General features: G+C 70.1%; 5 protein-coding genes and 1 tRNA gene. All 6 read left to right on the forward strand.

Going from position 1 to position 6,512, the window contains the following annotated elements:
• The first annotated feature begins 384 nt into the window (after positions 1–384).
• The 6 genes from EV657_RS03300 (at position 385) to EV657_RS03330 (ending at position 5,772) form a co-directional block, all read left to right on the forward strand.
• Positions 385–2,616 (forward strand): DEAD/DEAH box helicase, encoded by a 2,232-nt coding sequence (locus tag EV657_RS03300; protein WP_134077119.1) that lies wholly within the window; start codon positions 385–387, stop codon positions 2,614–2,616.
• A gap of 418 nt (positions 2,617–3,034) precedes the next feature.
• A tRNA-Leu gene (locus tag EV657_RS03305) sits at positions 3,035–3,121 on the forward strand.
• Positions 3,122–3,493: 372 nt separating this feature from the next.
• Positions 3,494–4,006, forward strand: a complete 513-nt coding sequence (locus EV657_RS03315) for a terminase large subunit domain-containing protein (protein ID WP_279587378.1) — start codon at positions 3,494–3,496, stop codon at positions 4,004–4,006.
• Positions 3,924–5,117 carry a glycine-rich domain-containing protein gene (locus tag EV657_RS03320; protein ID WP_341800916.1) on the forward strand — a complete coding sequence of 398 codons (1,194 nt, stop codon included), beginning with the start codon at positions 3,924–3,926 and terminating at the stop codon, positions 5,115–5,117. The genes EV657_RS03315 and EV657_RS03320 overlap by 83 nt, the downstream gene beginning before the upstream one ends.
• Complete coding sequence (locus EV657_RS03325) at positions 5,114–5,410, forward strand: hypothetical protein (protein WP_134077123.1); 297 nt, start codon at positions 5,114–5,116, stop codon at positions 5,408–5,410. Before EV657_RS03320 ends, EV657_RS03325 begins: the two co-directional genes overlap by 4 nt.
• Complete coding sequence (locus EV657_RS03330; protein ID WP_134077124.1) at positions 5,407–5,772, forward strand: hypothetical protein; 366 nt, start codon at positions 5,407–5,409, stop codon at positions 5,770–5,772. Before EV657_RS03325 ends, EV657_RS03330 begins: the two co-directional genes overlap by 4 nt.
• The last annotated feature ends 740 nt before the right edge of the window (positions 5,773–6,512 follow it).

Genomic DNA, 6,512 nt, shown 5'->3' on the forward strand with positions numbered 1-6,512 from the left:
GGCGCGTCAACGCTTCGGCGCGGGCCCGCCGGGTCCTGATCTTGTCGGTCGGGAGTGCCGGTCTGCTCATGCCCTCCAGCCATCACGCTGGCTTCCCGGGGCGGAATCCCTCTCGGGCCTTTTGCAACGGCGTCTCCCGCCTCTGCCACCAGATCCCCGCGCCCAAAGCAGACAACAGAGCCGGTCTCGAACGTCCCTGCGCTCATGCGGACCCCTGTCGGCAGAAAGTCCCGACCCCGGACAGGCGCGACCGGGTCCCGGGGCGCGAAACTTCGCCCCCGCCCCGCGCAGAGATCGCTTGTGCCTAGACATGCGCGCCGTGATACCCTAGCGGTGCCTTTTTGGCCCGCCATGCTGGCGCGGCGCCCCACGGATGGTCCCCAGATGATCCCGAGTCTTTCCGAAGCCCTCGCCGAACGCGGGTTCGATACGCTGACCGATGTACAGAAGGCCGTCACCGCGCCCGAACTGGCCGGAGCCGACCTGCTGGTCTCGGCCCAGACCGGCTCGGGCAAGACCGTGGGCTTCGGGCTGGCCATCGCGCCGACCCTGATGGGCGAGGACGACCGGATGGGGCCGCCGGCCGCCCCGCTGGCCCTTGTCATCGCGCCGACCCGCGAACTGGCCCTGCAGGTCCAGCGCGAACTGGTCTGGCTTTATGCGCGCACGGGCGCGAAGGTCGTGTCCTGCGTCGGCGGCATGGATGCCCGTGACGAACGCCGGGCGCTCGACCGGGGGGCCCATATCGTCGTCGGCACGCCCGGAAGGCTGCGCGACCATATCACCCGGGGCGCACTCGATCTGTCCGATATCCGCGCCGTGGTGCTGGACGAGGCCGACGAGATGCTCGATCTCGGCTTCCGCGAGGATCTGGAATTCATGCTGGGCGCCGCCCCGGCCGAACGGCGCACGCTGCTCTTCTCGGCGACGGTGCCGCCCGCGATCGCCGAGCTTGCCAAGCTTTACCAGCGCGACGCCGCGCGGGTGACGACCCTGTCGCGCGGCAGCCAGCATGCCGATATCGCCTATAAGGCCGTGCAGGTGACGGCGGCCGATGCCGAACATGCCATCATCAACCTGTTGCGCTTCCACGATGCGCCCACCGCCATCGTCTTTGCCAATACCCGGGCCGCGGTCAGCCGTCTGGCGGCGCGCTTTGCCAACCGGGGCCTGTCGGCGGTGAGCCTCTCGGGCGAGCTCAGCCAGGACGAGCGCAGCCATGCGCTGCAGGCGATGCGCGATGGCCGGGCGCGGGTTTGCGTTGCGACCGATGTCGCGGCGCGCGGCATCGACCTGCCCAATCTCGATCTGGTGATCCATGCTGATCTGCCAAGCAATACCGAGACGCTCCTGCACCGCTCGGGCCGCACCGGCCGGGCCGGGCGCAAGGGGATCTCGGCGCTGATCGTCCCGGACAAGCTGGCCAAGAAGGCCGCGCGGCTGCTGAAATGGGCCAAGATCGAGGCCGAATGGATCCTGGCACCGACGCCCGAGGAAATCCTCGCGCTCGACGAGACCCGGCTCCTGGCCGATGCGCTGTGGGAGGCCGACCCGACCGAGGCCGAGGCCGCCTTCGCCGCCCGCCTGCTGGCCGACCGCAGCCCCGAGATGATCGCGGCCGCCTGTCTCAGGCTTTACCGCGCGGGTCTCTCGGCCCCCGAGGAGCTGAACGCACCCGCCGCGCCCGGCGCCCGGCCCGAACGTCCGCCCTTCGGCCCCTCGATCTGGTTCGAGCTGTCGGTCGGTCGCGACCGCCGGGCCGAGCCGCGCTGGCTGTTGCCGCTGGTCTGCCGGGCCGGAAATCTCGAACGCTCGCAGATCGGCCGGATCCAGCTTCTTGCCAGGACTTCGCTCGTTGAAATCGCCGAGGCCGCCGTGCCGGGCTTTGTCGACCGGATCGGTCCCGAGGGGCTTCTGGAAGACGACATCCGCGCCAAGCGGTTCGACGGCCCCATCGAGGATACCCGCGGGCCGCGTCCGCGATCCGAACGCCCGAAACCCGAACGCTCAAGACCCGACAGACCCGGACCGGAACGCCCCAAGGCCGAATATCCCAGGCCCGAGCGGGCGCCCGAACCGCCGCGCCCGGCCCCCGCCGAGGCGACGGCGCCAGAAATGCCGCCCGCCACGGACGAGGCCGGCGTCAACCGTCCCGAACCTACGTTCAAGCCGCGGCCGACGCCCCGCCCGGATCGGCCCGATGCCCGGTCGGCCGAACCGGAGACGCCACGGCCCAAGGCAGCAGGACACGCGCGCGACAGGGCGGCCGATGCCCGCCCGGGCGACCGGCCGCGCAAACCCCGCCATGGCGCCGAGCGCGCCACCACCCGGGCGGAGTCCCCGGCGCCACGGCCGAAGGAGGGGCGCAAGACCGGACCGAAAGGCGCCGCGAAGGACTGGTCGAAGGACCGGCCCAAGGACAAAAAGCGCCGTGCGGAGACAGACGCGGCCCCCGCAGACCGGCGCCGGGCCGATGCCGCCGATCCCTCGAAGCGTCTGGAACGGCCGGGGGCCCCGACCGGCAAAGGCGGCAAGCCCAAGGGAGCCGGGGTCAAGCGCGGCGGGCCGAAGCCGGGTCACGGCGGCGGCAATGCTCCCCCGAAACGCAAGCGCTGAGCGCCCTGCGGGCGAACGGCAAGACCGGCCGGATGCGCGGCCACCTTCGATGCAGGACGATGGCCGCACCGGCTGGCCCGTTTCCCCCGCCCGTTTCCCCCGCCCGTGCCAGCCGCCCGTGCCAGCCGCCTGCGCCTCGTCGGACGGCCAGCGCAGCCCGGCCGAGGCATGGAACGCCCAGCCGGGCGCGTATCCCGCCGCTCTTCTGGACACCGTGCGGAGGCTGTGCCAGAATCGCGGTTCGATGCGATGCGGGCGTGGCGAAACTGGTAGACGCGCGGGACCTAACATCCCGACATCTGGTCCGGGAAGCGCAATAAAATAAAGGCTTTGTGCGTCCGCCTCGACGTTCAGGCCCTAGATAGGCCCGATTGAGGGGGTTGAAGGCAGAATCGCAGGCGAGATAGAACGCGCCTATGGCCCCGTGGCGGAATTGGTAGACGCATGGCACTTAAAATGCCTGGCCCGTATGGGTGTGAGGTTTCGAATACCTCCGGGGCCACCACCTTCACTCAGCTTGCCAGCGCGGCCTCTGCCACCCGGACTGCCAGCGCATCATCCCAGTCCTGACGGGCGTAGTTATACCACGGACAAACGACACGGACGTTGTCCTCCGTTTATCCTCCAGTCACATCGATCCTGTCCGCGCTCGGCGCCAGCGACCGACGGAACGCGCCGTCGATGCGGTCCCAAGAGAGCGAGAGGCCGGTTCGTGCTCTGCCTGCTGAAAACCGGACCATTTGAAGCTGGAGTTTTCCGGTAGTCTTTCCTGGCTGGGAAAGGAGCGGAAACGCATGAGAGCATCGAAATTTACGGACGCACAGAAGGCGTTCATTTTGCGGCAAGGCGAAGACGAACGGCCTGCAGGAACCTCTGCATAGTCTCTGCAGCCGTTCCGGGCGAGCCATCCTCCCACCGGGCTTGGTCAACGAGCATCAGCTGCTGGTCGCGCTCGGGTTCCCGCCGCTCTCGCAGGAGGAGGCTCACCTTGACGTCCGAAGGGCTGGTGATCGATGTCCGGACCGACGGCGTCTCGGGCGTCACCCAGCTCTTCGACGGCGAGGCAGCCGCCCAGGGCTTCTGTACCGCGACGACGCGGGATCAGGCGGGGCTTCTGTTCCGGGAACTGCGGCGGATGATCAAGGCCGCGCCCGCGCTGTCGGCCTTCATGGACACGGGCAACAAGCACCTGATCTCGACCGCGATCACCAATGGCACGATCCGGACGCTCAGCCGCGACGGCAACTCGGCCGACGGGATCAGGCGGCAGCCTCGCCATCGCGCAGCCCGGCGACGGCGATTACCTGATCGTCGGCGCGGGCGGGGCGTCGTCCCCGACCAGCTACGGGGCCTCGGGCGGCGGGTCCGGCGGCGATGTGCTGGCGGGTAGGCAGGCGGTCCCGGCCGGGACGCTGGCGATCACGGTCGGGCAGGGCGGCACCTCCTCGGAAACGGCGGCGACGCCGGGCGGGGCCAGTTCGGCGCTGGGGCTGACTGCGCGCGGCGGCGGGATTGGTGGCGGGTTTGGCGGCGGCGCGGCGATCCTGCCGACCGATGGCGGCGGGGGCGGGGCGCGGGACGCGGATGAGAGCCTTTTCGGGGCCGCGCATCCGACCTCCTATCGGGGCGGCGACGGCACCCGAGTCAGCGGCGGGCGCAAGCATTCGAGCGGCGGGCGCGGGGCGGGCGGCAACGGCGGCGATGCTGATGCCGGGACCGGCGGCCTTGGCGGCCCCGGAATCGTATCGTCGATCACCGGTTTGGCGGTCGACTATGGCGCGGGCGGCACCGGCCGGGTCTGGATGCTCGACGTCAACGTGCCGACCGAGGCCGAGACGCCAACTATTCCCGGCCATGGCGGCCCTGGCGTCACGACGCGGAACTACATCCCGGGATCTCCGGGCGCGGGCGGCGTCGTCATCCTGCGCGTTGCGGCGCCGACTGAGGCCCCACCGGACGCCAGGGCAGAAGCCGCCGGGGCTTTCGGTCTTGCGGGCTCTGCCGCGGTTACGGCCGAAGCGTCCGGTGCCGCCTCGGGCGGCTTTCGCCTCCTAGGGGCCGCGACGGCGACCGCGCGCGCCGCAGCTGCGGCCGAAGGGGGCATCGGTATCGGCGGCGCATCGTCGGCCGCAGCGGTGGCCAGGGCGGCGGCGGCCGACACGCTCCGGCTGGACGGGGCCGCTGTCGGCGTCACGCGGGCCGGTGCGGGAAGCGGGCGGGCCTCTGGCACGATAGCGCTCGCGGGCCGCGGGGCTGGCACCGTCAGGATCGGCGGCACCGCGTCAGGCGCGGTTCCGCTCGCGGGCCATGCGGCAGGGGCGGCGGCGGTCCTGGGGGCCGCTGGCGGGGCGCTTGATCTGGCGGGGGATGCGGCGGGCATCGCCGCCGATCCGCCGCCGCCTGACGCGGCGCTGATCCGCGCGGCCGGAGAGTGGAGAGCGCAACGGGCCGCCGGTCACTGGCGGCAGATCGGGGTATCGGGCAGATGGAGGGTCGCATGAAAACATGGGTATCCGACGGGCTGCGGCTCGCGGTGGATGTGGCGATAGACGCCGGGGCGCAGATCGCGGAGCTGACCGGCGGCACCGCCGAGGCGGTCGCCCGGCGCGAGTTCTCGGGCGGCATCGTCGCGGGCGCCGCCACGATCACCGGCGCGGCCGAGGTCGCCGTCCTCTTCCCGCCCGGCGCGCTTGTGGCCGGGACGTGGCTTGTGCAGGTCCGCGTGACGGTCGGCGGCGAGACGCAGACGGTGTTCGAGGACCGTATCGCCGTGGCCGAAAGCCTCGTGGCATGAGGGTCCGGGCCGGGATCCTGGGTCTCGTCCGCACGATCCTGACGCCCTCTTCACGGAGCGAGGACGATTACACATGGTGCGTGACCGCGATTGGCCATGCCTGGGTCGGGGCCCTGCTGGCGCCGCTTGGCCCCGCTGCGGCCCCGTTCCGGCTGCTGGCGTCGGTTGCCCACTGGACCCTCAAGGAGCGGGGCGATCTGCGCCGCGGGGGATCGTGGCGGGACGGCCTGGTCGATACGGGGTTCGTGGGCGTCGGCACGCTCTATACCGGCCCGTGGTGGTGGCCCTACGCCATAGGTGTCGCCGTGGTGGCGGGTTTGCTGGCCCGATGGTCGGCCCGGCGCGATCCGATCTGGCGGTAGGGTCTTTGGGCGGACTGCGGACGTGAGGCCCCGCTCCCAGACATCGGCCGAGCTTCCCAGAACCGGGCGCTCGGCGGGCGGCTGACCGCATGGCTGCAGACCGCTTGGGCGGCGCCGTTCATCCTCTATAACGCCAAGCTACTGGTCTGGGACAAGGTTCTGGGCCTCGACGCCACGGACGCGCTGTCTGCCCACCTGCTGGACCTGCAGCGTGACGTTCTATTTCGGCGGGGCGGCGGCCATCGGGGTGGTGCGGACGCTCAGGCGGTAAGGGTCAGTTCAAGCGGATCGCATAGACCTCAACCGGATAGAGGCCGAAATGCAGGTCCATGACGGCGGTCCTGCGAAAGCCGCGCCACGGGCGCGCGATGCGGCGTCGCTCTTCGGAGGTTACCCTCGCGCAAGTTCGATCTGACCATATTGGCGACTTTCGATGCGCTTGGACCAGAAAGGTGTGGCGAGGCGATATTCCTCAGTATTCTCATCACAAGCGATCTGATCGAAGTAGATTCCCTTTGGGGGTAGGTGCAGGGTCGGTATCGGACTTTCAGCGGATGCTGAACCGGATAAGGTTAGGCTGGTTGGCGCGGGATTTCAAAATCATCACTAGGCGGCTCGATATTGCGGACGGTTCACCTGGCGCTCCCTAGGTCGTGTTGACAAAAGGGATTCCGCTCGTGCGTAGGGCATGATTCAAGCTGGCATCTGCGATGGAGACCAGCTTGGCACGAGATCTTATG

The sequence above is a fragment of the Rhodovulum visakhapatnamense genome (assembly GCF_004365965.1).
Taxonomy (GTDB): Bacteria; Pseudomonadota; Alphaproteobacteria; order Rhodobacterales; family Rhodobacteraceae; genus Rhodovulum; species Rhodovulum visakhapatnamense.

Bases quoted from the DNA above. Each gene is read 5' to 3' on its own strand.
- EV657_RS03325 (WP_134077123.1), top strand. From the start codon at position 5,114: ATGAAAACATGGGTATCCGACGGGCTGCGGCTCGCGGTGGATGTGGCG.
- EV657_RS03330 (WP_134077124.1), top strand. From the start codon at position 5,407: ATGAGGGTCCGGGCCGGGATCCTGGGTCTCGTCCGCACGATCCTGACG.
- EV657_RS03300 (WP_134077119.1), top strand. From the start codon at position 385: ATGATCCCGAGTCTTTCCGAAGCCCTCGCCGAACGCGGGTTCGATACG.